The sequence below is a fragment of the Methyloversatilis sp. RAC08 genome, assembly GCF_001713355.1.
GTDB lineage: Bacteria > Pseudomonadota > Gammaproteobacteria > Burkholderiales > Rhodocyclaceae > Methyloversatilis.
In genome coordinates this window covers 3,702,964-3,727,057 of the sequence record NZ_CP016448.1, presented here as the reverse complement: position 1 = coordinate 3,727,057, position 24,094 = coordinate 3,702,964, and the positions used below count along the sequence as shown (strand labels likewise).

26 protein-coding genes are annotated in these 24,094 nt (G+C 64.9%); 11 read left to right on the top strand and 15 right to left on the bottom strand.

Going from position 1 to position 24,094, the window contains the following annotated elements:
- Window positions 1-28: 28 nt before the first annotated feature.
- The 6 genes from fabG to BSY238_RS16885 form a co-directional block, all read right to left on the bottom strand.
- The gene (gene fabG / locus BSY238_RS16910) at window positions 29-775 is read right to left on the bottom strand and encodes a 3-oxoacyl-ACP reductase FabG (protein ID WP_069040176.1); all 747 of its coding nucleotides are present in this window, start codon (window positions 773-775) and stop codon (window positions 29-31) included.
- Window positions 775-1,713, bottom strand: coding sequence for an ACP S-malonyltransferase (gene fabD, locus BSY238_RS16905; RefSeq protein WP_069040770.1), 939 nt, complete (start codon window positions 1,711-1,713; stop codon window positions 775-777). The genes fabG and fabD overlap by 1 nt, the downstream gene beginning before the upstream one ends.
- A gap of 13 nt (window positions 1,714-1,726) precedes the next feature.
- On the bottom strand, window positions 1,727-2,689 hold the full coding sequence (locus BSY238_RS16900) for a beta-ketoacyl-ACP synthase III (RefSeq protein ID WP_069040175.1): 963 nt from the start codon (window positions 2,687-2,689) through the stop codon (window positions 1,727-1,729).
- Window positions 2,686-3,699, bottom strand: a complete 1,014-nt coding sequence (gene plsX / locus BSY238_RS16895; protein ID WP_069040174.1) for a phosphate acyltransferase PlsX — start codon at window positions 3,697-3,699, stop codon at window positions 2,686-2,688. Before plsX ends, BSY238_RS16900 begins: the two co-directional genes overlap by 4 nt.
- Window positions 3,700-3,775: 76 nt before the next feature.
- Window positions 3,776-3,955: a 50S ribosomal protein L32 gene (gene rpmF / locus BSY238_RS16890; RefSeq protein ID WP_019917801.1), complete on the bottom strand. Its 180-nt coding sequence runs from the start codon at window positions 3,953-3,955 to the stop codon at window positions 3,776-3,778.
- A 161-nt stretch (window positions 3,956-4,116) separates the two neighbouring features.
- Entirely contained in the window at window positions 4,117-4,503 is a 387-nt protein-coding gene (locus BSY238_RS16885; RefSeq protein ID WP_223300192.1) for a YceD family protein, read from the bottom strand.
- Window positions 4,504-4,812: 309 nt separating this feature from the next.
- Between BSY238_RS16885 and BSY238_RS16880 the strand changes: the two genes are divergently transcribed.
- Window positions 4,813-5,403: a Maf family protein gene (locus BSY238_RS16880; RefSeq protein WP_069040172.1), complete on the top strand. Its 591-nt coding sequence runs from the start codon at window positions 4,813-4,815 to the stop codon at window positions 5,401-5,403.
- On the top strand, window positions 5,400-6,128 hold the full coding sequence (locus BSY238_RS16875; protein ID WP_069040171.1) for an SAM-dependent methyltransferase: 729 nt from the start codon (window positions 5,400-5,402) through the stop codon (window positions 6,126-6,128). The genes BSY238_RS16880 and BSY238_RS16875 overlap by 4 nt, the downstream gene beginning before the upstream one ends.
- A gap of 29 nt (window positions 6,129-6,157) precedes the next feature.
- Here the strand turns inward: BSY238_RS16875 and BSY238_RS16870 are convergent, their stop codons facing one another.
- Genes BSY238_RS16870 through BSY238_RS16860 form a run of 4 tightly spaced genes read right to left on the bottom strand, consistent with a single transcriptional unit; the run spans window position 6,158 to window position 9,134 of the window.
- Window positions 6,158-7,123 carry a S49 family peptidase gene (locus tag BSY238_RS16870; protein ID WP_069040170.1) on the bottom strand — a complete coding sequence of 322 codons (966 nt, stop codon included), beginning with the start codon at window positions 7,121-7,123 and terminating at the stop codon, window positions 6,158-6,160.
- A 22-nt stretch (window positions 7,124-7,145) separates the two neighbouring features.
- Window positions 7,146-7,484 carry a Rieske (2Fe-2S) protein gene (locus BSY238_RS18205; protein ID WP_083224084.1) on the bottom strand — a complete coding sequence of 113 codons (339 nt, stop codon included), beginning with the start codon at window positions 7,482-7,484 and terminating at the stop codon, window positions 7,146-7,148.
- Window positions 7,472-8,128, bottom strand: a complete 657-nt coding sequence (locus tag BSY238_RS16865) for an HAD family hydrolase (protein ID WP_069040169.1) — start codon at window positions 8,126-8,128, stop codon at window positions 7,472-7,474. Before BSY238_RS16865 ends, BSY238_RS18205 begins: the two co-directional genes overlap by 13 nt.
- 7 nt (window positions 8,129-8,135) lie before the next feature.
- Window positions 8,136-9,134, bottom strand: coding sequence for an RluA family pseudouridine synthase (locus BSY238_RS16860; protein WP_069040168.1), 999 nt, complete (start codon window positions 9,132-9,134; stop codon window positions 8,136-8,138).
- 378 nt (window positions 9,135-9,512) lie between these two features.
- On the opposite strand from BSY238_RS16860, the gene BSY238_RS16855 reads away from it, so the two are divergent.
- Together BSY238_RS16855 and BSY238_RS16850 are read left to right on the top strand one after the other, a co-directional pair.
- On the top strand, window positions 9,513-12,434 hold the full coding sequence (locus BSY238_RS16855) for an Rne/Rng family ribonuclease (RefSeq protein WP_069040167.1): 2,922 nt from the start codon (window positions 9,513-9,515) through the stop codon (window positions 12,432-12,434).
- A 156-nt stretch (window positions 12,435-12,590) separates the two neighbouring features.
- Window positions 12,591-13,106: an SRPBCC family protein gene (locus BSY238_RS16850; RefSeq protein ID WP_069040166.1), complete on the top strand. Its 516-nt coding sequence runs from the start codon at window positions 12,591-12,593 to the stop codon at window positions 13,104-13,106.
- 44 nt (window positions 13,107-13,150) lie between these two features.
- Here the strand turns inward: BSY238_RS16850 and BSY238_RS16845 are convergent, their stop codons facing one another.
- Both BSY238_RS16845 and ttcA read right to left on the bottom strand, forming a co-directional pair.
- Complete coding sequence (locus tag BSY238_RS16845) at window positions 13,151-13,672, bottom strand: low molecular weight protein-tyrosine-phosphatase (RefSeq protein WP_223300191.1); 522 nt, start codon at window positions 13,670-13,672, stop codon at window positions 13,151-13,153.
- Complete coding sequence (gene ttcA / locus BSY238_RS16840) at window positions 13,665-14,615, bottom strand: tRNA 2-thiocytidine(32) synthetase TtcA (RefSeq protein ID WP_069040768.1); 951 nt, start codon at window positions 14,613-14,615, stop codon at window positions 13,665-13,667. Before ttcA ends, BSY238_RS16845 begins: the two co-directional genes overlap by 8 nt.
- 175 nt (window positions 14,616-14,790) lie before the next feature.
- Between ttcA and BSY238_RS16835 the strand changes: the two genes are divergently transcribed.
- The 6 genes from BSY238_RS16835 (at window position 14,791) to BSY238_RS16810 (ending at window position 20,223) form a co-directional block, all read left to right on the top strand.
- Window positions 14,791-15,723, top strand: a complete 933-nt coding sequence (locus BSY238_RS16835) for an exopolyphosphatase (protein WP_069040165.1) — start codon at window positions 14,791-14,793, stop codon at window positions 15,721-15,723.
- A gap of 128 nt (window positions 15,724-15,851) precedes the next feature.
- On the top strand, window positions 15,852-16,298 hold the full coding sequence (locus tag BSY238_RS16830; protein ID WP_190295036.1) for a DUF4864 domain-containing protein: 447 nt from the start codon (window positions 15,852-15,854) through the stop codon (window positions 16,296-16,298).
- Between the two features lie 128 nt (window positions 16,299-16,426).
- Entirely contained in the window at window positions 16,427-17,083 is a 657-nt protein-coding gene (locus BSY238_RS16825) for a hypothetical protein (protein WP_150123966.1), read from the top strand.
- A gap of 1 nt (window position 17,084) precedes the next feature.
- On the top strand, window positions 17,085-18,254 hold the full coding sequence (locus BSY238_RS16820) for a M48 family metallopeptidase (protein ID WP_223300190.1): 1,170 nt from the start codon (window positions 17,085-17,087) through the stop codon (window positions 18,252-18,254).
- Entirely contained in the window at window positions 18,251-18,829 is a 579-nt protein-coding gene (locus tag BSY238_RS16815; RefSeq protein ID WP_069040164.1) for a hypothetical protein, read from the top strand. The genes BSY238_RS16820 and BSY238_RS16815 overlap by 4 nt, the downstream gene beginning before the upstream one ends.
- A gap of 86 nt (window positions 18,830-18,915) precedes the next feature.
- Window positions 18,916-20,223 carry a diguanylate cyclase domain-containing protein gene (locus BSY238_RS16810; protein ID WP_069040163.1) on the top strand — a complete coding sequence of 436 codons (1,308 nt, stop codon included), beginning with the start codon at window positions 18,916-18,918 and terminating at the stop codon, window positions 20,221-20,223.
- A gap of 15 nt (window positions 20,224-20,238) precedes the next feature.
- Here the strand turns inward: BSY238_RS16810 and BSY238_RS16805 are convergent, their stop codons facing one another.
- The 3 genes from BSY238_RS16805 to BSY238_RS16795 form a co-directional block, all read right to left on the bottom strand.
- On the bottom strand, window positions 20,239-21,150 hold the full coding sequence (locus BSY238_RS16805; RefSeq protein ID WP_083224081.1) for a sensor domain-containing diguanylate cyclase: 912 nt from the start codon (window positions 21,148-21,150) through the stop codon (window positions 20,239-20,241).
- Window positions 21,147-21,977 (bottom strand): EAL domain-containing protein, encoded by an 831-nt coding sequence (locus BSY238_RS16800; protein WP_069040161.1) that lies wholly within the window; start codon window positions 21,975-21,977, stop codon window positions 21,147-21,149. The genes BSY238_RS16805 and BSY238_RS16800 overlap by 4 nt, the downstream gene beginning before the upstream one ends.
- Window positions 21,978-22,070: 93 nt before the next feature.
- Window positions 22,071-23,075: a LysR family transcriptional regulator gene (locus tag BSY238_RS16795; protein ID WP_069040160.1), complete on the bottom strand. Its 1,005-nt coding sequence runs from the start codon at window positions 23,073-23,075 to the stop codon at window positions 22,071-22,073.
- Window positions 23,076-23,230: 155 nt separating this feature from the next.
- Here BSY238_RS16795 and BSY238_RS16790 point away from each other — a divergent pair, with 155 nt between their 5' ends.
- Window positions 23,231-24,091, top strand: coding sequence for an alpha/beta hydrolase (locus BSY238_RS16790; RefSeq protein ID WP_083224080.1), 861 nt, complete (start codon window positions 23,231-23,233; stop codon window positions 24,089-24,091).
- The last annotated feature ends 3 nt before the right edge of the window (window positions 24,092-24,094 follow it).

The following is a 24,094-nucleotide window of genomic DNA, read 5'->3' as shown; positions in this document are numbered from 1 at the left end:
GCCGGCAACACCGCCGACCGCGTTGGCGTCAATGCATGAACATGCCGCCGTTGACGTGCAGTGTGCTGCCGGTCACGTAAGCGGCCTGCGGTGAAGCGAGAAACACCACTGCGCCCGCAACTTCATCCGTCGTGCCGAGGCGGCCGAGCGGTATCTGGCCCAGCAGGGCCTCGCGTGCCGTGTCCGCCAGCGCATCGGTCATGTCGGTCGCGATGAAACCCGGCGCCACGCAATTGACGGTGATGTTGCGCGAACCCAGTTCGCGCGCCAGCGCCATGCTCATGCCGGCCACGCCGGCCTTGGCGGCGGCGTAGTTGGCCTGACCGGGGTTTCCGGTTTCGCCCACCACCGACGTGATGTTGATGATGCGGCCGTTGCGCGCCTTCATCATGCCGCGCATCACGGCGCGCGACATCGTGAAGACCGCCTTCAGATTGGTGTCGATGACGGCCTGCCATTCGTCGTCCTTCATCCGCATGGCGAGGTTGTCGCGCGTGATGCCGGCGTTGTTGACGAGCACCGTGACGGCACCGAACGCCTGTTCGATGCCGGACATCGCAGTAGCGATGTCCTCGCTGCGGGTGACATCGAGCACGATGCCGCGCCCCGTGATGCCGGCACCATCAAGCGCCTGCTGGATGCCCGCCGCACCGGCCTCGGTCGTCGCAGTACCCACCACTGTCGCGCCTGCCGCGCCCAGGGCCAGCGCGATCGCACGACCGATGCCGCGGCTGGCACCGGTGACCAGCGCTATCTGTCCGTCAAGTACGCCCATCACTGTGCTCCGATCTGTTGTGCCAGCTGGTCCAGCGCCGCCGCGTCAGCCAGCGCCACGCCGGTCAGGTCGCGGTTGATGCGCTTGGTCAGTCCGGCGAGTACCTTGCCCGGCCCGCATTCCGCCACGGTGACCGCGCCGAGCTCAGCCATGCGCTGGATGACCTCGACCCAGCGCACCGGCGCTGCGGCCTGACGCACCAGTGCGTCGCGGATGGCATCGGGGTCATCGGGCGAGGCAACGTCGACATTGTTGATCAGGGTGATCGCCGGGCGGGCAAACGCCACCTTCGGCAGCGCTTCGGCCAGGCGTGCTGCGGCCGGCTGCATCAGGGCGCAATGAAATGGCGCGCTGACGGGAAGCGCCACCGTACGCTTGGCTCCACGTTCCGACAGCAGCGCCATGGCGCGCGTCACTGCCTCGGCATGGCCCGCAATCACCGTCTGTTCAGGCGAATTGAAATTGACCGCACTGACGATCTGCCCCTGCGCGGCATCGTCGCAGCAGGCCTGTACCGCGGCCGCATCCAGTCCGAGTACAGCAGCCATGGCGCCGGTTCCCGCCGGCACTGCGTCCTGCATCGCCTGGGCGCGCAGACGGACCAGCGGCACCGCGTCAGCCAGCTCAAGCACCCCGGCCGCCACCAGCGCGGCATATTCGCCCAGGCTGTGGCCAGCGACCATGTCGGGACGACGACCGGTACGTGCCATCCAGCTGCGATACACGGCGACGCCGGCGGTCAGCATCAGGGGCTGGGTGTTGGTGGTGAGGGCAAGGCGTTCGGCCGGACCGTCGCACACCATCGCCCACAGGTCTTCGCCCAGCGCTGCGGACGCTTCGTCGAATGTGCTGCGCAGCACAGGGTCGTCGCCATAGGCGGCCATCATGCCGACCGACTGCGACCCCTGCCCGGGAAATACGAATGCGAGTTTCTGCATGTTCGAAAGACCTTCAGAAGCGAAGCAGCGCACCGCCCCAGGTGAAACCACCGCCGACGCCTTCCAGCATGACGAGCTGACCACGCCGGATGCGACCGTCGCGCACCGCCAGGTCGAGCGCAAGCGGAACCGAGGCGGCCGACGTGTTTCCATGGTCGGCAACGGTGACCACCACCTTGTCCATCGGCAGATCGAGCCGGCGAGCGGTGGATTGAAGAATTCGCACGTTCGCCTGATGCGGCACCAGCCAGTCAAGAGAGGACATCGGCAGCTTCGCTGCGTCCATCAGCTCGATTGCCGTGTCGCCCAGGACGCGTACAGCAAACTTGAACACGGCCTGTCCATCCATCTGCAGCAGAGGCGTACCGGACACCTTGCCGCCGCACACCGTACCGGGTACCGACAGGATGTCGTGGTAATGGCCATCGGCATGCAGCACCGACGACAGGATGCCCGGCTCGTCCGATGCTTCGAGCACCACCGCTCCGGCACCATCGCCGAACAGCACACAGGTACCGCGGTCGTCCCAGTTAAGGATGCGCGAAAAGACCTCCGCACCCACCACCAGGGCGCACTTGTGCGAGCCGGAGCGGATGAATTTTTCGGCAATGGTCAGCGCGTAGACGAATCCTGCGCAGACGGCCTGGACGTCGAATGCGACTGCGGTACGGTTCTCGAGTCGGTTCTGCAGCAGGCAGGCGGTACTCGGGAAGACCTGGTCCGGCGTCGAGGTGGCGACGATGATCAAGTCGATATCCTGCGCCGGGCGCCCCGCTGCCTCGAGCGCCCTGCGACAGGCTTGCAGCGCCAGATCGCTGGATTTTTCGTCGTCAGCAGCGAAGTGACGACGCCGGATGCCGGTGCGTTCGGCAATCCATTCGTCCGACGTCTCGATACCACGCGCAACGAGATCGTCGTTGGACACCGGCGATCCCGGCAGGTACGAGCCGGTGCCGGTGATACGGCAGAAGGTCATGCAGCCACCTCGGTACGTGTCATGCAAAGGGTAATGCGGGCGATCAGGTCGTTGCGCACGGCATCCGCCGCACGCGCCACCGCCTCTTCGAATCCGTAAGCATCGCTCGAGCCGTGGCTCTTGACGACGACGCCGCGCAGCCCGAGCAGCGTGGCGCCATTGTAGCGACGATGATCAACCCGGTTGCGGAACGCCTGGATCACCGGCCGGGCAGCCAGATACATGAGCTTGCGCAACGGCCCCCGGCTGAATTCCTCGCGCAGGAAGGTGGCAATCATCTGTGCCAGACCTTCCGACGTCTTCAGCGCCACGTTGCCGACAAAGCCATCGCACACGACGACATCGGTCGTGCCCTTGTAGATGTCGTTGCCTTCCACATTGCCGTAGAAGTTCAGATCGCTGGCACGCAGCAGTTCGGCTGCGCCCTTGACCGCATCGTTGCCCTTGATCGCCTCTTCGCCGATATTGAGCAGGCCGACGCTGGGACGCTCGCGTGATTCGAGCGCCGATACCAGCATGGCGCCCATCAGTCCGAACTGGAAAAGATGCTCGGATGTGCAATCGACATTGGCACCGAGATCAAGGACATAGGTATGTCCCTTCATCGTCGGCAGTATGGATGCGATGGCCGGACGGTCGATGCCGGGCAGCGTTTTCAGCACGAATTTCGCGATCGCCATCAGTGCGCCGGTGTTGCCAGCCGAGACGGCCGCCTGCACGCGCCCTGACTTGACCAGATCGATGGCGACCCGCATAGACGAATCCTTCTTGCCGCGCATGGCCTGCGCCGGCGGCTCGTCCATGCCGATCACTTCGGTGGCGTGCACGACCGAAAGCCTGGGCTCATTTTCGGCACCCAGGCGCTTCAACTCGGCGTTCAGAACGTCCTGCAACCCGACCAGCAGCACGCTGCATGCAGGGTCGCGACGGATATAGGAAACGGCCGCCGGTACAGTGACCGACGGGCCGTGGTCCCCGCCCATGCAATCAATGGCGAGGGTGTAGCTCATGCGATGCGTCCAGTCCAGTCACGATGGCCGAAGCTTGCCGACATCGGGCTGTGTGCCGGAAAGTCGAAACAGGGGATCACTCGCCCTTGGTCTTGAGCACCTTCTTGCCGCGATAGAAACCGCTCGGGGAAATGTGGTGGCGCAGATGCACCTCACCTGTCGTCGACTCGACTGCCGTCGCCGGTGCCGTCAGGAAATCGTGCGCGCGATGCATGCCGCGCTTCGACGGGGACTTCTTGTTTTGCTGGACTGCCATGGAACCACTCCTACCGGAAAACCGGATCAATAAAACGTGATGGATCGCCGCTGCTTTCCCGACCGCTCGGCGACTGCCGAACCTTCGGGGTGCGCATTACACGCCGACCCTGCTTGTTGCACACCACCGGCGCCCTCAGCCGCCAGCCCCTACGACTATTGCTACTGTCCCTGCTTCAACCTGCCCAATTCGGCAAATGGCGACGGCCTGGCCGTATCGACATCGACATCGATGCCGGGCGGGCTGCACTGATCGTGCAGTGCGATGGCGGGCAGCGACAGCAGAACTTCGTCCTCGATCAGCGTTCGCACATCCAGCGGCCCTTCCAGCTCAAGCGCCTCATAACTGTCGTCATCGAGGTCCTGGTCACCCCAGTCTTCACCGGCCGGAACCAGACGGAAGCGCGAACGGCTGCGCACACCGACCGCCACGTCGTCCAGGCAGCGCTGACACTGCAGCATCAATGATCCCGCGAGCGCCAGCTCAAGCCAGCATGCACCTTCGTCATCAACCTGCCCGACGATCGACCAGTCTATCCGTGCAGGCACTGCAGAGCACTCCTGCGCAACACGATCAAGCAACGCAACATCCGTACAGCCGTCAAGGACACCGGACGTTCGTGCAAACTGTATTGCGTCAAGCTGCCGCGGCATGCCGTCACCTTTCCCGGGCGCCTGCTGCCGGTCGCTTTCATCCATGCCTGTCACGGGTACCTCTACCGCACCCTGCTTGTAATCAGCCCACCTGTCGGCGGGCTCGCGGGGCGCATCCGGGCGAAGAATCAAACCCAAAATGATACTATCCGGCACGTAATACTGTCAAAGCGTTCCGCAACAACGCGCCGCCCCGTCCCGCCCATGTCCGACACCCCGCCTCCGCTCGTTCTTGGCTCATCTTCGCGCTATCGCCGCGAATTGCTGGCGCGCCTGCGCCTGCCTTTCACGACTGCCTCGCCGGACATCGACGAATCGTGCGTCGGTGACGAATCGCCGCGTACGCAGGCCACGCGGCTTGCCCGGAACAAGGCACAGGCGATCGCCCTGCGGTATCCGGACAGCTGCATCATCGGCTCTGACCAGGTCGCCTGGTGCGGCACCCGCCGCTACGGCAAGCCCGGCACGCGTGATGCTGCGATCGCCCAGTTGCTCGAACTGAGCGGCTCTAAAGTGACCTTCGACACCGCGCTCTGTGTCATCGATGCGCGAAGCGGCGCGCTGCATGAAGCAGTCGTTCCGACCGAAGTCGTATTCCGGACGCTGTCGAAAACGGAAATCGAACGCTATGTCGAGCTTGACGATCCGGTCGATTGTGCCGGCGCCGCGAAATCCGAGTCCCTCGGCATCGCGCTGCTTGAAAGGCTCAGCGGAGACGATCCGACTGCACTGGTCGGCCTGCCTCTGATCGAGCTGAGCCGGATGCTGCGCCGCATCGGTTATCAGCTGCCATGAGCGCACCGCCGCAGGGCGTGCTCTACATGTTGCCGAGTGCACTCGACAGCCGCGCCTTGTGGCACGCCGACACCCCTACAACGGTGCGCGAGTGCGCGCACCGGCTCGACTACTTTCTGGTCGAAAGCGCCAAATCCGCGCGGGCGACATTGAAGCGACTGGAACATCCGACGCCGCTGCGCGAACTGGACATCGTCGAACTGCCCCCCGAGCGCGGCGGCTCTCCGCTGCGTGCGCTGCTTGAACCGGTACGCGCAGGACGCAGCGCTGGCGTCATCTCGGATGCCGGCTGTCCGGGCGTGGCCGACCCCGGCGCATTGGTGGTACGCGCTGCACACGCCATGGGTATCGAAGTGGTACCGCTGGTCGGTCCGTCATCCATCCTTCTCGGCCTGATGGCCTCCGGGTTGAACGGCCAGTCGTTTGCGTTTCACGGCTATCTGCCGGTGGATGACGCGGAGCGCGCGCGCGCACTGGCCGCCCTCGAAAAGACGTCGGCTCAGTTGCGCCAGACGCAGCTGTTCATTGAAACGCCCTACCGCAATCTGAAAATGTTCGAGACCCTCCGCGCGCACTGCCGCGGCGACACGCTGCTGTGCATCGCCAGCGCGCTGACGGCGCCCGATCAATACGTGCGCACGCTGACGGTGGCGCAGTGGAAGGCGGCAGACGTGGCACGCATCGACCGGCGCCCCACCCTCTTTCTGCTGCTGGCCGGCACCTGACCCGCGGCTGACCCGGGTCGCAGAGAACTTCAGCGCAGACCGATGCGCGAAAAGGCGCCCGCGACACTTTCTCCGACATCGGCGCCGAACTGCTTGGCGAAACGTTCCGCCAGATTCTGCCGCTGGGTGAAATCGACGATGTCTGCCGCCTTGACGACCTCGCGCGCAACGAATTCCACGCTGCCCAGATCGTCGGCCAGCCCGAGTTCTATGCTGCGGGTGCCGCTCCACATCAGACCTGAGAACATGTCGGGCGATTCCTTCAGCCGCTCGCCGCGCCCCTTGCGCACGACATCGATGAACTGCTGATGCACGTCACCGAGCAGTTCCCGGGCGTGCACGCGATGCCCTTCGTCCTGCGGCGAAAACGGATCGAGAAAACCCTTGTTTTCACCTGCGGTCAGCAGCCGGCGCTCCACGCCGAGCTTGTCCATCAGACCGGTGAAACCGAAACCTTCCATCAGCACGCCGATCGAGCCGACGATGCTCGCCTTGTCTACATAGATGCGGTCCGCAGCGACGGCAACGTAGTAACCGCCCGAGGCGCAGATGTCCTCGACCACCGCATAGAGCGGCACATTCGGGTACATGGCGCGCAGGCGATTCATTTCGTCATTGATGATGCCGCTCTGCACCGGGCTGCCGCCCGGACTGTTGATGCGCAGGATGACGCCCTGGGTGTTCTTGTCCTCGAATGCCGACTGCAGCGATGCCATCACGCTCTCGGCGCTGGCCTCGGCGCCGGGGGCGATGACCCCGCTCAGTTCGACCAGCGCGGTGTGCTTGCGGTGTTCCGCCTGGCTGAACAACGCACTCCAGTCGACCAGGGCGAAAAGCAGTACCCCCAGGTAGGCGAAGCCGACCAGCTTGAAGAATATCCCCCAGCGGCGCTTGCGCCGCTGCTCGACCACCGATTCAAGCGCCAGGCGCTCGATCAGTTTTCGTTCCCAGACGGGCTCTGCACTGGGGTCGCGCTGCTTTTCCGGTTCGGACATTTTTAGCCAATAAAACAATTATTTACGCGGATCGCCATACCGTTCCGCCGGATTCTTCAAGCGCAACCGGTTCGAGACGGCTGCCGCGGCAGGGTCCGCCGACGCAGTGACCGGTTTCAGGAACATAGATTGCGCCATGGGTGGAACACATCAAGTATAACTTTGCGTCGTCGAAGAACTCGCCGTGATTCCAGTCAAGCTCTATCGGCACATGGGCGCAGCGATTGATGTAGCCGTGCACCTGCCCGCGAAATCTGACCGCGAATGCCGCTACGGCCTTACCTCGCTGCTCGACCTCGAACCGTACGCCGGGTCCGCCATCGACCAGTTCAGCCGACTCGCACACCGCTACGCGTGACATGCCAGCCACGCCGTCAGTTCATCCACGCTTGCACAGTGCGCCTTCGGACGGGCCGCCAGCAGTTCATGCAGCGGATGTGCGCCATAGGTCACCGCGACCGACTCGCAGCCGGCGTGCCGCGCCATCAGCAGGTCGTGCGTCGTGTCGCCGATGACCAGCGTGCGCGCCGGATCGAAGGACAGTTCGTCCATCAGTTCGAGCACCATGTCCGGTGCCGGCTTCGATACCGACTCGTCGGCGCAGCGCGTCGCGGCAAACCGGCTGCCCAGTCCGGTGTGGCCGAGCGCACGGTCCAGCCCCGCCCGGCTCTTGCCGGTGGCGACCGCCAAGGTGTGTCCGCGCGCGCTCAGACCGTCCAGCAGTGCGGGCACGCCATCGAACAACGTCAATTCGTGGTCACGCGAAAGGTAGTGATAGCGGTAGCGCCCCGCCAGTTCCTGATGGCGTGATGACGGCAATTCGGGCACCACGCGTGCAAGTGCGTCGACCAGGCCGAGCCCGATTACAGAGCGGGCAGTGCGGTCGTCCGGCGTATCCAGCCCGAGATCTTCGCAGGCACGCTGTATGGCGTGGACGATGGCGGCGGCGGAATCGAGCAGCGTACCGTCCCAGTCGAAAACGATGAGGTCAAACTGTGCAGGCATGAGGATGTCAGTCGGGGTTTTCGGTCTGTAGAGGCAGATCGGCGTCTTTTCGTTCGAATTCGCGCATCTGCTGCTGATCGATGCGGCGAACGAAGCCAGCCAGATCGGCCGGCAGTGGCGCCGCCAGTTCCACCGGTTCGCCAGTCAGCGGATGTCTGAGCGCCAGACTGTGGGCATGCAGGAACATGCGCGGGAGGCCTTCCTTGCGCAAGGCCTTGTTGAGCGCGAAATCGCCGTATTTTTCGTCGCCGACAATGGGAAAACCGCTGGCCGACAGATGTACGCGTATCTGGTGCGTCCGGCCGGTCTTGATCCGGACGTCGAGCAGGCTGTAGCCGGGCCAGCGTACTTCGAGCCGGACGATGGAGTGCGCCGCCTTGCCTTCGCTGTCCACCGACACCCGACGCTCGCCGGATTCGGTCAGATATTTGGTCAGGGCCAGCTTGATGTGCTGCTGTGGATTCAACCAGCGCCCGCTGACCAGGGCGAAGTAATGCTTTTCCATACCGCCGTCGCGGAAGGCATCGTGCAGCGCCGTGAGCGCCGAACGCTTCTTGGCGATCAGCAGAATGCCCGAGGTTTCGCGATCCAGCCGGTGCGCCAATTCGAGCAGCCGTGCGTCCGGACGGGCGCGGCGCAGGCTTTCGATGACACCGAAACTGACGCCGCTGCCGCCATGCACCGCCATGCCGGCCGGCTTGTTCAGCGCGAGGAAGGCGTCGTCTTCGTACAGGATGTCGAAATCGCGCGACGGCACCGGCGCGGGCGCACCCGGCTCGGCCAGCCGCATCGGCGGAATGCGCACCTCGTCACTCTCCGCCAGGCGGTAGGTCTGGTCGACCCGCTTGCTGTTGACCCGCACTTCACCCGAACGCAGCACGCGATAGACGTGACTTTTCGGCACGCCCTTGCAGATACGGATCAGGAAATTGTCGATGCGCTGTCCGGCTTCCTCGATGTCCACGACATGCCGCACTACTTTCGGAGCTTTACCCAACTCCTTCATTTCAAATATACTGCATTGCGTTTTCGGTCTGTTTGCAAGTCAGGCGCAGTCCGGAGCACATCCAGCCCGAAGTGGTGGACGCCGGTATAAAAGTGTTCGGTGCAGTGCTTCATGCGGTCTTTCTTGGACAGACGAAAACCGGATCACGGGTTAATCCCGCTCACCCCAAGTAGCGAGTGTACTGAGTAGCGCGAGTACCGTACAGGCAGAATCCCCCAGGCAGTTGCGAGACCGCGGCTGCATTGAGAGTTGGCAAACCCCTCCACGTCCCCGTCCCGTCCTCATCGAGATAGAACCCGATTGCCGCCGAAACGATAGACGTTATTCATTTGACGAGCGGTTTGTCCTGCCCGTGTGCGGTGCGCGCGGGAGAAGTTGATGAAACGAATGCTCTTCAACGCGACGCAGGCAGAAGAACTGCGCGTTGCGATTGTTGATGGACAGAAACTTGTAGACCTCGACATCGAGTCATCCAGCAAGGAACAGCGAAAAAGCAATATATACAAGGCGGTCATCACCCGGATCGAACCCAGTCTCGAAGCCTGCTTCGTCGACTACGGCGCCGATCGTCACGGCTTCCTGCCGTTCAAGGAAGTTTCGAAGGTCTATTTCAAGGCTGATCTGGAGCCGGGCCGTGCCCGCATCCAGGACGCGCTGCACGTCGGCCAGGAACTGATCGTCCAGATCGACAAGGACGAGCGCGGCAGCAAGGGCGCCGCGCTCACCACCTTCATTTCGCTGGCTGGCCGCTACCTGGTTCTGATGCCGAACAATCCGCGCGGTGGCGGTGTGTCGCGCCGGGTCGAGGGTGATGATCGCGCCGAGCTTCGCGAAACGATGGATCAGCTCGAAGTGCCCGCCGGCATGAGCCTGATCGCCCGCACCGCCGGCATCGGCCGCAACGCCGAAGAGCTGCAGTGGGACCTGAATTACCTGCTGCAGTTGTGGACCGCTATCGAAGGAGCGGCGCAATCGCAGACCGGCGCCTTCCTGATCTATCAGGAAGGCAGTCTGGTGATCCGCGCGATCCGCGACTACTTCCAGCCCGACATCGGCGAAATCCTGATCGACACCGACGAGGTGTACGACCAGGCCTACACCTTCATGGAACACGTGATGCCCGGCAACGTGGCGCGCGTGAAGCGCTACCGCGACGACGTACCGCTGTTCTCGCGCTTCCAGATCGAGCACCAGATCGAATCCGCCTACTCGCGCCAGGTCATCCTGCCGTCGGGCGGTGCCATCGTGATCGACCACACCGAAGCGCTGGTGGCGGTGGACGTGAACTCCGGCCGTTCGACCAAGGGCAGCGACATCGAAGAAACCGCGCTGCGCACCAACTGCGAGGCGGCTGACGAAATCGCCCGCCAGCTGCGTCTGCGTGACCTCGGCGGCCTGATCGTCATCGACTTCATCGACATGGAAAACCCGCGCGCCCAGCGCGAGGTGGAAACCCGTCTGCGCGACGCGCTGCATCACGACCGCGCTCGCGTGCAGATGGGCAAGATCAGCCGCTTCGGCCTGCTCGAACTGTCGCGTCAACGGCTGCGTCCGGCGCTGGCCGAAACCAGCTACATCCCGTGCCCGCGCTGCAGCGGCACCGGCCACATCCGGTCGACCGAATCGGCCGCGCTGCACATCCTGCGCATCCTCGAAGAAGAGGCGATGAAGGAAAACACGGGCGCCGTGCATACCCAGGTCCCGGTCGATGTCGCCACCTTCCTGCTGAACGAGAAGCGCGCCGACATCAACGCCATCGAGCTGCGGCACAAGGTCAACATCGTGTTGATCCCGAACAAGCACCTCGAAACACCGGCGCACGAAATCATCCGCCTGCGCCACGACCAGCTGAATCTCGAAGGCATCGTTGCGCCGTCCTACCAGATGGCCGTGAATCCGCTGGCCGAAAGCTATCAGCCGCCGTCGACCATTCCGGCCGATGAACGTCCGAAGCGCATGGAAGCGGCGATCAAGCACCTCACGCCGGACCAGCCGGCGCCGATGGTGGCTGATCCGGTGCCGACCACGCCGGTCGCTGTCGCTCCCGTTGTTGCACCGGCTCCGGCACCACGTGGTCTGTTCGGCCTGATCGCATCGTGGTTCCGCGGTTCCGATCCGGCGCCTGCGCCCGTCGCAGCGCCGGTAGCCGAGCCGAAACCGGCCGGCAATCGCGAGCGCGGTCCGCGCTCCGGTGATTCGGGCGGCCGCAGCCGCGGTCGACGGGAAGGTCGCGAGGGCCGTGAAGGTCGTGAGGGTCGCGAACCGCGCGAAGGCCGCGAGCCGTCGAATCGCGCAGAGGGCCGCAGCGAAGGTCGTGGTGAAGCACGTCCGGAAGGCAATCGCGGTGAGGGGCAGCGCAAGCCGCGTGAGCCACGCACGCAGGACCAGGACAGCAACGTCGCCCAGGCCGAACGCGCCCCGCGCGAGCCGAAGCCGCCGCGTGAGCCGCGCGCGCCGCGTGAACGGGCCGCCAACGATGCGCGCGAACAGCAGCAGGTCGATCTGCCGCTGGGTGCCGATTCGACGCAGCCGGAAAATGGCGTTCCCACCGAGGGCGCGGACGGTGCAGCACCGCGCAGCCGCCGCCGCCGCGGTGGTCGCCGCGAACGTGGCGAACGTCGCCCCGAAGGCGCCGAAGCCGGTGCCATCGGTGATGTCGCCGCTGTCGAGGGAGATATCGAGGGGGTGACGGCTGCCGCCAACGAAGCGCCGGTCGATCTGACGGAGGCGCAGGCGCCGCTGGCGCTGGCGGCCACCGAGCCGGTCGTTGAAGCACCCGTGTCTGTGCCGGCTGCCGTACAGGATGCACCGGTCGACATCGTAGCCAGTGCGGAACCGGTGGTTGCGGTGATCGAGGAAGCGCCCGTGCCGGTCGAAGCACCGGTGCAGGCCGAAGTCCCGGCCCCGGCCGTGATGACGGTTGCCGAAGCCGATGCGGTGGAGCAGGTCAGCCCCGAACCCGTTCAGACTGCACCGGTCATCGACACGCCGGTCGTGGCTGATGTGCCGGTTGTGCGTGCTGCACCGCCGGTGTCCGACAGCGCCGAATCAACGCTGGTGCGTGCCATGGAAAGCATGGGTTCGTCACCGATCCTCGTTGCGCCGGCACCTGTGGCCGCGCCGGTTGACCTGCAGAGTTCGCTTGATGCGAGCGGCCTCGTCATGGTCGAAACACAACCTGGCAGCGGTGCAGGTCAGGCGCCGATCGAGCCCGAGCCGGTCCTGCTGGGACGTCGCCGTCGTCAGCCTCCGGTGATCGCCAGCGAGCCGATGCAGCAGGTGGAAACGCGCGGCGAGTAAGCTCGCGGCGCGTCAGCTGCAGTGAATGGGGCCCGGTGCAAACCGGGCCCTTTTCATGCCACCGGCGCAGCGCTATCGGGGTGTTTTTCCCGGGTCGGACAAACCGTTATCACCGACACTCGTCGCCTTTACAACTTTGACAGAGGAGAGATTCACATGCGTTTCCATGCTGCACTGATAGCCCTGCTTGCCAGCACGCTGGCGTTCGCCCATGGCCCGTCGCGGCTCAAGGCCAACGAAACCGTCACGCTGAAGGCCAGCCCGGACGTGGTGTGGGCCAAGGTGAAGGATTTCACCCAATTGCAGGCCTGGCATCCGGCCATCGAAAGCAGTACCGCCACCGCCGGCAGCGAAGTCGGTTCGGTGCGCACGCTGAAGGTTAAGGGTGGCGGTGAAGTGGTCGAAAAGCTGGAAAAGATATCCGATGAAGAGCGCAGCCTGATCTATACCGCACAGGACGGCGGCGCGCTGCCGGTCACCAAGTACAAAGCCTGGCTGACAGTGAAGCCGGCGGCCGATGGCGGCAGCGAAGTGGAATGGCGTTCGGTGTTTTTCCGCGTCGACCAGGGCGACTATCCGGCGGCCGGCAAGGACGATGACACGGCAACCAGCACGATCAGGAAGGTCTATACCGACGGTCTGACGAACCTGAAGGCGCTGCTGGACAAGTAACACCTGTCAAGCACGGCGATGCGGGCGGCTTCGGCCGCCCGTTTTCATTTCAGTTGCTGAACCAGATCACGGAGCAAGCCGTCGGCGGCGTCCTCGATCAGGTCGAGCACGCGTTCGAAGCCGGCCGGCCCGCCGTAGTAGGGGTCAGGCACTTCGTCCTCGTCGAAGGATTCTGCGTGCTGCAGGAACAGTGCGAGCTTGTGCTGCACGCCCTCGGGGCAGTTGCGCTGCAGATTGCGCAGATTGTCGCGGTCCATCGCGTAGATGCGGTCGTAGCGGAGGAAATCCTCCTCGGTGACACGCCGGGCGCGGATGCGCGACAGGTCGACACCGCGCGCTGCAGCCGCCGCCTGGGCGCGCGGGTCGGTGCGACTGCCGACATGACCCGCATGGGTCCCGGCCGAAGCCAGTTCGACACGATCCGCGAGCCCCGCGCTCTCAAGCCGCGCCCGCACGACGCCCTCGGCCGTCGGCGAGCGACAGATGTTGCCCATGCAGCAGAACAGGATGCGCACTTCGGCGTTGTCCGGGCCCTGCGGGCTGCGCCGCAACCAGCGCTCAAGCACAGCCGCCGCTCGCCGCGATATCCAGCCGGACCGGAATGCCGCCGACCGCTTCATCGTCCACCCAACTGCGCGCCGGCAGTTCGACCGGGTCGAAGGCCGTGTCGCCCTCGCCCACGTCGGTGCCCGGCTGCAGGCCGGCAAAATCGAACAGCTTCGAATCAGCCAGGTGGGAGGGCACCACATTGCGCATCGCGGTCGCCATCGATTCGATGCGTCCGGGATAGAGGCGCGCCCATTCCTGCAGCATGGCCTTCACCTGCCTGCGCTGCGCGTTCTCCTGCGAGCCGCAGAGGTTGCACGGAATGATCGGATAGGCCATGACGCGTGCAAAGCGCTCGATGTCGCGCTCGGTGCAATAGGCCAGCGGCCGGATGACGATGTGGCGACCGTCGTCGCTGACCAGCTTGGGTGGCATGGACTTGATCTTGCCGCCGAAGAACATGTTCAGGAACAGCGTCTCCAGCAGGTCATCGCGGTGATGTCCAAGCGCGATCTTGGTCGCGCCCATCTCGCCCGCCACGCGGTAGATGATGCCCCGGCGCAGTCGCGAGCACAGGCCGCAGGTGGTCTTGCCCTCGGGAATCTTGTCCTTGACGATGCTGTAGGTGTCTTCGGTTTCGATCCGGTATTCGACGCCGATCGATTCGAAATAGGCCGGCAGGATGTGATCGGGAAAGCCCGGCTGCTTCTGGTCGAGGTTGAACGCGATCAGGCGGAAGCGCACCGGCGCCCGCTGCTGCAGGCCGCGCAGCAGTTCCAGCATCGTGTACGAATCCTTGCCGCCGGACATGCACACCATGATCACGTCACCGTCCTCGATCATCGAATAATCGGCGATCGCCTGCCCTGTCGCGCGTTCGAGCCGCTTGCGGAACTTGAGGAAGGTATTGGACGGATGCGCCGCGTCGGACGACACCGGCACAGTGGAAAGGACTTGCGACATGGACACCCCGACAGCCGGTCTGGCACGCCGCAGCGCGCCGTCCGGCAACCCGATGTCGCCGGCACTGCCGCCGATTATATCGCGTGGGCCTGGCTGGCCGCGTTCAAGACCGGACGCCGGGCGCCGTAGAAAGCACGGTATCGCAAACTCATCCTGCCGAACCGGAGACCTCCACATGAGCACTCAGAAATTCCGCCTGGTCACCCGCAGCGATTTTGACGGACTGGTCTGCGCCGTGCTGCTGAACGAACTGGACCTGATCGACGAAATCAAGTTCGTGCACCCGAAGGACATGCAGGACGGCAAGATCGACATCACCGATCGCGACATCACGACCAACCTGCCCTATGTCGCCGGCGCCCACCTCGCCTTCGACCATCACCTGTCGGAGACGCTGCGCAACACCGGCGAACGACCCAATCACATCATTCACGCCGATGCGCCGTCCGCTGCGCGCGTTGTGTATGACTACTACGGCGGCCCGGCAGCCTTCCCGACCATCGCGATGGACATGATGGATGCCGTCGACAAGGCCGATTCGGCGCAGTTTTCGCGTAGCGAGATACTCGACCCGAAGGACTGGGTGCTGCTGAACTACCTGATGGACGCCCGCACCGGACTGGGCCGCTTCCGCGATTTCCGCATCAGCAACTACGCGCTGATGATGGATCTGATCCAGTACTGCCGCAATCACACGATCACCGACATCCTGCAACTGCCCGACGTGCAGGAGCGCGTCGAGCTCTACTTCGAACAGGCGGAAAAGGCGAAGGCGCAGATCCTGCGCTGCACGCGCCAGCACGGCAATCTTGCCGTGCTCGACCTGCGCAACGAGGAAACGATCTGGGCCACCAACCGCTTCATGATCTATGCGCTGTTCCCGGACACCAACATATCGATCCACATCATGTGGGGCGTGCAGAAGCAGAACACGGTGTTCGCCACCGGCAAGTCCATCCTCGACCGATCCAGCCGCACCAATGTCGGCGAACTGATGCTGGCCTACGGCGGCGGCGGCCACCAGGCTGCCGGCACCTGTCAGGTGGACAATGCCCAGGCTGACAACACGCTGCGCGCACTGATCGCGCGCATCAACGCCGACGGCTGACAGCGGGGCGTGGCTGGGCTAGGCTGAAGCTCGGGCGCAACTGGCCCCGGCGGATGCATCCGCCGGGGCCAGTTGCGCGTAGTAGCTGGACCATCCACCCCATCGCGCTGCCCGCCCGGGAGTCGACCATGAACCGCCTGAGCAAACGTCTGACACATGTCCTGTTCTTTGTGCTGCTGATGCTTTCACTGCCTGCGCAGGCGGGTGGCGCGGGCAAGTTCGATGCGGTCGAGGCGAAGGCGGTGCGTGCCGTCATCGAGGCCCAGCTCGCCGCCTTCGCGGCCGACGACGGTCCGCGCGCCCTGTCCTACGCCTTCCCGGATATCCGCAAGCGCTTCCCGGCGCCGGAAGGTTTCCTTGAAATGGTGCGCAAGAGCTACCCGGTCGTGTACCGGCCGCGTTCGGTCGGCTTTCTCGAGCCCGAACTTGAGGACGACGAAGTCTTCCAGGCGGTAGAAATGTCCGATGCCGACGGCGTGCTATGGATCGCGATCTACCGCATGGGACGTATCGAGGATGGCAGCTGGCGCATCATGGGCTGTCGCGTCGTACCGGGAGGCGGCAGCGCGATCTGAGCGCACCGGAACGGCGCTCACGCATTTTTTTCGCATAGAATCCGCGTCCCGGTCTTCGCCGTCGGCATGCTGTGATGTCGCGTTTTTCACTTCGCTCCGCTCTGCACCCTGTACTTTCGATTGCCGTCATGTTCCTGCTGTGCCTGGGCACCCGGCCAGCATGGTCGCAGGCCGCAATGGCGCCTGAATTCGGCCGGCTGCCGGACAGTGCGCGCATCGTGCTGATGCCACTCGATGTCGAGCTGTTTTCGGTCGGCGCCGGTGGCGTTGCCGAGCCACAGGCGCAATGGACCGATCAGGCCACGAGGCACCTGCGCGATTCGGTCCGGCGGCGAGAAGCGTCACTGGGCGTCACCTTGCTCGAAACCGACCTGAAGGACGCCGATGTGGTCGCGCTTAATCACCTGCACGGCACGGTCGCCACGGCTATTGCGCTGCACCACTACGTCGTCCCCTACGCGCTGCCGACCAAGGAAAAGCGCCTTGAGTGGCACATCGGCGCCGACACCACGCGACTGCGCGACGCCAGCGGTGCCGACTACGCCCTCTTCCTGTACATCCGCGACAGTTACGCCACCGCCGAGCGCAAAGTGGCCATCGTGCTGGCCGCCATGCTGAACGTGGCCATGCCGGGCGGCATCCAGACCGGCTACGCCTCGCTGGTCGATCTGCGAAGCGGTGACATCGTGTGGTTCAACCGCCTGCTGCGTGGTACCGGCGACCTGCGCGAAGCCGAACCGGCGGAAGAGTCGATCAGCGCCCTGCTCGACAGGTTTCCGCGCTGACATGCACCGTCGTGATCTGCTCTGCGGCTGTTGTGGCGGCGGACTTCTGACGCTCTGGCCCGGCCGCATCGCGGCGGGCATCGCCGACACACCACGCTTTGCGCGGCCGGATCTGGCGAGCGACGAAGGCGGCCTGTGGGCGTTGATGGACCGCGAGGAGGAACGGTTGCGCCGTTCGCGCTTCCTGCTCGGCGACGAAGCGCTGCAGCGCTATGTGTCCGACATCGCGTGCCGGCTGGCCGGCGATCACTGCCCCGACATGCGGGTCTATCTGGTGCGCACGCCCTACTTCAACGCCAGCATGGCCCCCAACGGCATGATGCAGGTATGGAGCGGCCTGCTGCTGCGCGCCGCCAATGAAGCGCAGCTCGCGGCCGTGCTGGCGCACGAGGTCGGTCACTATCTGAAACGGCACAGCCTGGAGCGCCTGCGCGACGCTCGCGCGAAGGCCGGTTTTGCGCAGTTCCTCGGCCTTGCGCTTGGCGCGGCCGGTGCCGGCAGCATCGGTCAGGTGGCGCAGCTGGGCGTGCTGGCCAGCGTCTATTCCTTTTCGCGCGACCACGAGCGCGAAGCCGACGCGATCGGGCTGGAACTGATGCATCGAGCCGGTTACGACGCCGGCGAAGCCGCAAAAGTATGGGCGCAGTTGATCGAGGAGAACGCGCGCGAGGACGGCGGCGGCACGCTGCTGTTCGCCACCCACCCGTCCGCTGACGAGCGTCGCGACACGCTGAGGGCCGCTGCCACGACACTGGCCGGAGACCGAGCTCCCGGCGAGACGCACGCAGAACGTTACCGTGCGCACATCGCGCCGCTGCGCCTGCAGATGCTGCAGGACGAACTGAGACGGCGCGTGCCGGACAGTTCGCTGCGCCTGTTCGACCGCCTGATGACCCACCACGGACGCGACGGACAGCTGCTGTATGCGCGGGCCGAAGCGCTGCGCTCGCGCGCCCGCGACGACGATCTCGATCAGGCGCTCGCCGCGCTCGACGAGGCCGACGGTCTTCCTGACCGGCCGGCCGAAGCGTTGCGGCTGCGCGGCCAGATCCTGCGCAGCCGCAACGACGCCGATGGCGCGCGCAACGCCTTCCGCAATTATCTTGAACTTCGGCCCGATGCACCTGATGCGCCGATGATCCGCAGCTATATCGAGACCCCCGCACCATGAAACTGTTCTGCCTGCTTTGCCTCACCCTTCTGCTGACCGGTTGCGGCGGCCAGTTCAAGCGGGTCGAATCGGCACCGGTACTGGTGCGCGGCAGCATGGAAGTGCAGGCCGGCGGTGACTGGAACCACTACACACCGTACGGATCCAGGCATCGCGAAATGTGGACCCAGCACGGTGTACCGATCGATCTGCTGGTGTTCTTCAGCGGGGTGGCCGATGGCGTGGCGCTGGACGACCTCGCGCCGCGCAACGCCAAACCACCGCTGTTTCGCAGCAGCATGTCGCCGGAAGACATGGTCGGTCTCGTGGAAACCATGCTGGCCGGCAATGGTGGCCAGTTCCAGTTGCAATCGCTGGCGCCCGACACGGTGTCGGGCAGTCCCGGTTTCCGCTTCGAGTATCTCTACACGGCGCGCAGTGAAGAGGTGGAGCGTGCCGGTTTCGGCCGTGGCGCCGTCGTCGGTGACCGGCTCTACCTGATGCTGTTCCACGCGCCGCGCGGTCGCTATTTCGATCGCGGCCGCCCGGGTGCAGAGCGCCTGATGGACAGCTTGCGCATCGTGCCGCAACGATGATCGCCCGTTGATGGTCATACGGGGTACCCACCGCGCGCAATCAAAGTTCACCCGCCAGATCGCGCGCGCGTAGTATTTTTCAAGCCATGCCTTTACCGCCGATACTTGCCAGACGCGCCTTCCTTGACCTGCTGCCCGACGCCATCTGCGTGGTCGACGAACACGGCCGTTTCGTTTTCGTCAGCGCGGCCTGCGAACGCATCTTCGGCTACACGCAGGAAGAGATGATCGGTCGCGCGATGATCGATCTGGTAGCGCCTGAAGATCGCGCGCGCACGCTGCAGGCGGCCGCCGACATCATGGCGGGCGAGCACAAGCTGAATTTCGAGAACAGCTATGTGCGCAAGGACGGCCGGCGCGTGCATATCCTGTGGTCGGCCCGCTGGTGGGAATCCGACCGGCTGCGCATTGCGGTTGCGCGCGACATCACGGAACGCAAACGCACGGACGCCACTCAGGCCGCGCTGTATGCGCTGTCCGAAGCCGCGCATGCAGCCAGCGACCTGCCGGCGCTGTGCGCCCACATCCGGCTGATCATCGACAGTCTGGTGCCGGCCAACAACTTCTTCGTCGCCACCGTTGACGGCGACGGCGTGCTCAGTTTTCCCTACAGTATCGACGAACATCGCGCGGCTCCGCCGCATGCGCTGTGCAGCGAAGTGGTGCGTACCGGGCAGCCGCAACTGCACACCGCCGCCACACCCGACGCCTGCAGCTGGCTGGCCGTGCCGCTGAAGGCCGAGGACCGCACGACCGGCGCACTGGTGCTCAAGAGCATGCCGGGCGAGGCTGGCTACACCGATCGCGACATGACACTGCTGCATTTTGTGTCCACCCAGGTCGCCACCGCGATAGAACGCATGCAGCTGCTGGCGCAGCTCAAGCGCATGGCCCAGTTCGATGAACTGACCGGCCTGCCCAACCGCGCGCTGCTGCGCGACCGCCTCGACACGGCGCTGTCGGCCGCGCGCCGGGAGCATGCTCACGTCGGTCTGCTTTATCTTGATCTCGACCGGTTCAAGGAAGTGAACGACACGCTGGGACATGCGACCGGTGATCGGCTGCTGCAGGAAACTGCGCAGCGGCTCAAGCGCTGTGTGCGCGATGCCGACACGGTGGCGCGCGTTGGCGGCGACGAATTCGTCGTGCTGCTCCCCGGCATTCTCCAGCCGGAAGACGCCCTGGTGGTCGCGCGCAAGATTCGCAGCACGCTCGGCCAGCCCGTCGCGCTGGGGGGGCGCCACCTCACGGTGTTGCCCAGCATCGGCATCGCGGTCTATCCGGATCACGGTGAAGACGCTCCAGCGCTGCTGGAAGCCGCCGATCAGGCAATGTATCGTGCCAAGCACAGCGGTGATGACTGTCGCTGGGCCGACACAGCAGACGAGCGTTAGCGCGTTTTCTTTCCGTCAGACGATGACGTAGCGGTTGCGACCGTGATTCTTCGCGGCGTAGAGGGCCCGATCGGTGCGCCGGAACAAGGTCTCAGGGGAGTCGTCAGGCCGGGCTGCAGTCACACCGGCGGAAAACGTGTACGCAGGCAAGTTCGATGTTGCAGATTCAGGCGCCTGCAGCCGGTTCAACAGCATGGCGACGCCCGAAACAGGCAGGTCGGGCATGATCAGCAGGAATTCCTCACCGCCGATGCGCGCCGCCACGTCGCTGGCGCGGATGCCGCTGCGCAGGCGCTCGGCGAAGTCACGCAGCACCTGGTCACCGACGTCGTGGCCATGCAGGTCGTTGCAGGCCTTGAATTGATCGATGTCGATCATGACCAGAATCAGTGTCGTGTTCCCGGTGACCGATGCCGCCACCGCTGCCTGCAGGTGCTCGAACGCGTAGCGCCGGTTGTACAGGCCGGTCAGCGCGTCGCGATGCGACACATGCAGCACATGGTCGTAGTTTTTCTGCAACACGACCTCGCGCTGCTTCAGGTCGGAAATGTCACTGGCCAGCGTCAGCACACCGCCGCCCGCGGCTATGGTTTCGACCACCCACACCCAGCGCCCGTCGGTCAGGTCGGATTCGAAACTGCGCGTCGGCCGGCTGCGTCGGCGCAGCTGCACGGCGGATATCCAGCCGTCGATGTCGTCCGTGTCGATCAGCACGCCCTGCCGCGTGGCGTGACAGTTGCGCATCATGTCTTCCCAGCTCGGATTGTCCGCCGCACGGACGTTGTAGCTCGACTCGAACCAGCGGTTGGCATAGCGCAGTACGTCGTCTGCATCAAACCACGCGATGCCGGCCGCTGCATGGTCGAACATGCCGCCCGGCTCGAGCGCAGCCGGTACGCCAGCCCGTCTTGCGGCAGCCCGGCTCATGAGGGCGTGAGGCGATCAGACGCGCGCCTGCGCGGCGGCAGCACGCGTGACGGATCAGGCCAGGCGAGCGGGTCTACCGTGGCAATCGAATTGAAAGCCGCTTTCGCGAACAGCCAGCCCTGCATCAGCCGCACACCGGAGTCGATCAGCACGTCGCGCTCGGCCACGGTTTCAACGCCTTCGGCGATGACGGTGATGCCCAGCTCCTCGCAGGTGCGCAACACGCCGCGCACGATGGCGCGGCTCGCGCGACGCTGGTCGATATTGCGGATCAGTTCCATGTCGATCTTGATGTAATCCGGCTGGAACAGCGCAAGCAGGTTCAGGCCGGAATAGCCGGCCCCGAAATCATCGATCGCGGTCTTGAATCCGAGGCGCTGATATTCAGTGAAGATTTCACTCAGCCAGCGCGCATCCCCCACCCGCTCGCCTTCGGTTGCTTCGAACAGGATCTGCTCGACCGGAAAGTTGAAGTCGCGCGCCGCGTCGAGCGTCGCCCGGATACACACCTCGGGCCGATAGATCGCATTGGGCAGAAAATTGATCGACAGCAATTCGGACATGCCGAGGCGTGCCGCGCCCTCGATGGCCGTGCGACGGCAGATCTGGTCGAACCAGTAGCGGTTCTTGTCATCCACCTTGTCGAGCACCGACGCGGCACCTTCGCCGGCCGGTCCGCGCACCAACGCCTCGTGGGCAAAAATCGTTCGAGCAAGGACGTCGACGATGGGCTGGTAGGCGAAGGCGATATTGAAGGAATGTTCGGCGGGAGTGCGGCAGCCCTCACAGCCGGCCCCTTCTTGCCGGACAGGAAGCGGACTTTTCATGGTCGGTCGATGGTTGCGGATTCAGACCTGTTCTAACGGCCCTGCCCTCTCGAACTTGATCGGTTGCACCGCGCGCGGCAACCGGTCAGGCACTCAGGGCTGGACCGCCATTTCCGGCTGGTCCATCAAGGCCTGCAGCGTGTGCCCGTCCTGCGTGCCGACAAAGCTGCATTCGGTGCTGTGGCCATCACACCGCCCCAGGATGGGACAGCGGCTGAACAGTTCGGCCGCCCAGTCCACAAACGCCCGCACCTTGGGCGACAGATGCCGGTTCTGCAGATAGACGACCGAAATCGGCATCGGTGACGGCTGCCACTGCGGCAGCACCTCGCGCAGCGCACCCGACTGAAGGTGCGCATGAACCATGAAGCGCGGTGGCTGGATCACGCCGAAGCCCTGCAGGCCGCAGGCCACGTAAGCGTCGGCATCGTTCACCGACACCTTGCCCGGCACCTTCACCTCGACCACCTTGTCGTCGACGACGAAATCGAGATCGATGACACGGCCGGTGCGGCTCGAAAAGTAATGCACCGCGCGGTGGTCCTGCAGGTCGTCGAGCGTGCCCGGTGCGCCATGGCGCTCCAGATAATCGGGCGCGGCGCAGGTGACTGTTTCCATCGTGCCGATGCGTCGCGCAACCAGCGTCGAATCCTGCAGTTCGCCGACCCGGATGACGCAATCGACACTTTCGCGCACCAGGTCGACCGGGCGGTCGCCCATGCCGATCACCAGTTCGATGTCCGGATAGCGGGTGTGGAACTCGCACAGGCGCGGGATCAGGAACAGCCGTCCGACCGGCGCCGGCACGTCGATGCGCAGGCGCCCCTTCGGACCGCGCGACACCTCGCGGAACGACGCTTCGGTCTCTTCGATGTCGGCCAGGATGCGCGCGCAGCGCTCGTAGTAGGCCGCACCGTCCGGCGTCAGGCTGATCCGGCGCGTGGTGCGGTTGAGCAGGCGCACGTGCAGCAGGTTTTCCAGGCTCTGCACCGCCGTCGTTACGGTGGCGCGCGGCAGGCCGAGACTGTCGGCCGCCCGCGTGAAGCTGTTGGAATCCACAACGCGGGTAAAGACCTGCATGGCCTGCAAACGATCCATGGCGCAACTCCATCGCAAGGGAAGGTCGGCCGCAGCCGATAGATTGTTCGGCGTGGGCAAACAGTGTTACTGGATTATCGCTATTTATCCGTATCAGGCCAACACCGACAATCCGGTCACGCCTCGCTTCCGGCCCCGCCGACAGGACTGACCGCATGAACCCGCAGCAACCCGACATTCTTCCGGACGCTTCAGTCAGAGCGGACTGGCGCGCTTTCGACACCGCCGGCCCTAATGGCCGCATTCCGCTGCGCCTGTACCGGCCCGCCTCCGACGGGCGGCTGCCGCTGGTGATCTATCTGCACGGCGGCGGCTTCGTCAGCGGTTCGCTCGACGACGCCGATGCCGCAGCGCACTTCATCGCCGCCGAACTGCCCGCTGTGGTGCTGTCGGTCGGTTATGCGCTGGCGCCGGCGCATCCCTTTCCGGCCGCGCCGGAAGACGCTTACGCCGCAACCCTGTGGGCAGTCGACAACGCGGCCAGCCTCGGTGCCGACCCGGAGCGCCTCGTTGTCGCCGGTGATGACGCCGGCGGCAATCTGGCCGCCAGCCTCGCCTTGATGGCGCGCGACCGGCAGGACTTCCGCATCGCGGTGCAGGTGCTGATCGGACCGATGCTCGACCCGAGCATGACGCGCACCGGCGATGCGCGGCGGCTGCAGTCCGACCTCAGCGTCGCCGAATGCACCGACTGCTACCGCCAGTACCTGCCACGCCTGTCGCAGCGTCTGCATCCGTATGCCGCGCCGCTTGAATCCTGCCGCCAGGCGGGTCTGCCGGCGGCCTATATCGCCACAGCGGAACACGACCTGCTGCACTGCGAAGCCGAAAAATACGGGGCGGCGCTGATTGCCGCCGGCGTGCACACCCAGGTCGAGCGCTTTGCCGGCGTCACCCACGCCGGTCTGCTGGCCCATGCGCCGGTGCTCGCCGGCGCGGTTCAGTTCATGCGGTGCCGACTCGGCCGTTGCGCGTCCGCCTCACCCGCCCTGAATTCCCCTTCAACCCTTGCATGAGGT

Excerpts from the sequence above, each read along its gene's own strand:
- fabG (WP_069040176.1), bottom strand. The coding sequence starts at position 775 with ATGGGCGTACTTGACGGACAGATAGCGCTGGTCACCGGTGCCAGCCGC.
- fabD (WP_069040770.1), bottom strand. The coding sequence starts at position 1,713 with ATGCAGAAACTCGCATTCGTATTTCCCGGGCAGGGGTCGCAGTCGGTC.
- BSY238_RS16900 (WP_069040175.1), bottom strand. The coding sequence starts at position 2,689 with ATGACCTTCTGCCGTATCACCGGCACCGGCTCGTACCTGCCGGGATCG.
- plsX (WP_069040174.1), bottom strand. The coding sequence starts at position 3,699 with ATGAGCTACACCCTCGCCATTGATTGCATGGGCGGGGACCACGGCCCG.
- rpmF (WP_019917801.1), bottom strand. The coding sequence starts at position 3,955 with ATGGCAGTCCAGCAAAACAAGAAGTCCCCGTCGAAGCGCGGCATGCAT.
- BSY238_RS16880 (WP_069040172.1), top strand. The coding sequence starts at position 4,813 with ATGTCCGACACCCCGCCTCCGCTCGTTCTTGGCTCATCTTCGCGCTAT.
- BSY238_RS16875 (WP_069040171.1), top strand. The coding sequence starts at position 5,400 with ATGAGCGCACCGCCGCAGGGCGTGCTCTACATGTTGCCGAGTGCACTC.
- BSY238_RS16870 (WP_069040170.1), bottom strand. The coding sequence starts at position 7,123 with ATGTCCGAACCGGAAAAGCAGCGCGACCCCAGTGCAGAGCCCGTCTGG.
- BSY238_RS18205 (WP_083224084.1), bottom strand. The coding sequence starts at position 7,484 with ATGTCACGCGTAGCGGTGTGCGAGTCGGCTGAACTGGTCGATGGCGGA.
- BSY238_RS16865 (WP_069040169.1), bottom strand. The coding sequence starts at position 8,128 with ATGCCTGCACAGTTTGACCTCATCGTTTTCGACTGGGACGGTACGCTG.
- BSY238_RS16860 (WP_069040168.1), bottom strand. The coding sequence starts at position 9,134 with ATGAAGGAGTTGGGTAAAGCTCCGAAAGTAGTGCGGCATGTCGTGGAC.
- BSY238_RS16855 (WP_069040167.1), top strand. The coding sequence starts at position 9,513 with ATGAAACGAATGCTCTTCAACGCGACGCAGGCAGAAGAACTGCGCGTT.
- BSY238_RS16850 (WP_069040166.1), top strand. The coding sequence starts at position 12,591 with ATGCGTTTCCATGCTGCACTGATAGCCCTGCTTGCCAGCACGCTGGCG.
- ttcA (WP_069040768.1), bottom strand. The coding sequence starts at position 14,615 with ATGTCGCAAGTCCTTTCCACTGTGCCGGTGTCGTCCGACGCGGCGCAT.
- BSY238_RS16835 (WP_069040165.1), top strand. The coding sequence starts at position 14,791 with ATGAGCACTCAGAAATTCCGCCTGGTCACCCGCAGCGATTTTGACGGA.
- BSY238_RS16830 (WP_190295036.1), top strand. The coding sequence starts at position 15,852 with ATGAACCGCCTGAGCAAACGTCTGACACATGTCCTGTTCTTTGTGCTG.
- BSY238_RS16825 (WP_150123966.1), top strand. The coding sequence starts at position 16,427 with ATGTTCCTGCTGTGCCTGGGCACCCGGCCAGCATGGTCGCAGGCCGCA.
- BSY238_RS16820 (WP_223300190.1), top strand. The coding sequence starts at position 17,085 with ATGCACCGTCGTGATCTGCTCTGCGGCTGTTGTGGCGGCGGACTTCTG.
- BSY238_RS16815 (WP_069040164.1), top strand. The coding sequence starts at position 18,251 with ATGAAACTGTTCTGCCTGCTTTGCCTCACCCTTCTGCTGACCGGTTGC.
- BSY238_RS16810 (WP_069040163.1), top strand. The coding sequence starts at position 18,916 with ATGCCTTTACCGCCGATACTTGCCAGACGCGCCTTCCTTGACCTGCTG.
- BSY238_RS16805 (WP_083224081.1), bottom strand. The coding sequence starts at position 21,150 with ATGAGCCGGGCTGCCGCAAGACGGGCTGGCGTACCGGCTGCGCTCGAG.
- BSY238_RS16800 (WP_069040161.1), bottom strand. The coding sequence starts at position 21,977 with ATGAAAAGTCCGCTTCCTGTCCGGCAAGAAGGGGCCGGCTGTGAGGGC.
- BSY238_RS16795 (WP_069040160.1), bottom strand. The coding sequence starts at position 23,075 with ATGGATCGTTTGCAGGCCATGCAGGTCTTTACCCGCGTTGTGGATTCC.
- BSY238_RS16790 (WP_083224080.1), top strand. The coding sequence starts at position 23,231 with ATGAACCCGCAGCAACCCGACATTCTTCCGGACGCTTCAGTCAGAGCG.